We start from the raw sequence: 1,061 nt of genomic DNA, 5'->3' as shown, positions 1-1,061 counted from the left end.
GGCATGGATTCACCTCCTTGCAACAATGACAGGATGCCATTTCCATATGAAGAAAACGACTCACTTTCATCCCACGCCTAAAGAGCGTGGGCTTTCTCGTTCGCGAATCTGTAAAGGAAAGGGGGCGCTTTGTGAAACTCATTCCGCCGGCGCGGCGCAAACGGGCGCATTTGTCGCAATTGACAACCACCCATTTCCATTTGCGTCATCCGCTTGTCGTCGCCTTTTTTTCCTTTTCGTTTCCGGGTTTCGGCAATTTGATGCAGCAACGCTACGCCACGGCCTTTATGTTAATCCTCTGGGAGCTGTTTATCAACACAAAAGCCCATATCAATACAGGTATATTATACTCGCTGCTTGGCGATTTTGAAAAGGCAAAAGCCGTTCTTGACGAACGATGGCTCATGTTTTATGTGGCCATCTACATGTACAGCATTTGGGACAGCTACCGCGGCTCAGTCGACATGAACNAGCTGTATTTGCTCGCCGACCGCGAAGATGCGCCGATCTCTTCCATCCGAATGGGAATATGGGATATTAATTATTTGGACAAGCGCGAGCCTTGGCTGGCGCTGGTCTGGTCGGTGCTCGCCCCGGGCCTTGGCCATTTGTATGTCCATAAAGTGATCACCGGCCTGTTTATCTTCACCTTTACCATTTTGGTATCGTATTTCGCCCACTTGCCCGAAGCGATTACGTACACGCTGACGGGCCGATTCGATTGTGCAACGAAGATCATCGATATGCAGTGGGCGCTTTATCTGCCATCGATTTATTCGTTCATCTTTTACGATGCTTACGTATCAGCGGTCGAATACAACAAGTTGTTTGAAAAAGAACTAGCCCACTATTTGCGGCGCCGCTTTCAGCCGAAACGGTTCGCATGGCCGATTTGATGGGAGGCGTTTCATGATTGTCATTGCCACTTTCGAGAGCCACCTATTCGTTGAACTGGCGATTTCAGCGCTTCAAGAAAAAGGGATTGCTGAACATCAGATTTTTGCAGTCCCGCTCAACCGCTCTGCCGAACCGCCGCGCCTGCTTGATACGCTCCATCACGC

The organism is Geobacillus sp. ZGt-1 (genome assembly GCF_001026865.1).
Classification (GTDB): domain Bacteria; phylum Bacillota; class Bacilli; order Bacillales; family Anoxybacillaceae; genus Geobacillus; species Geobacillus thermoleovorans.
Note: the sequence above shows the minus strand (reverse complement) of the source record.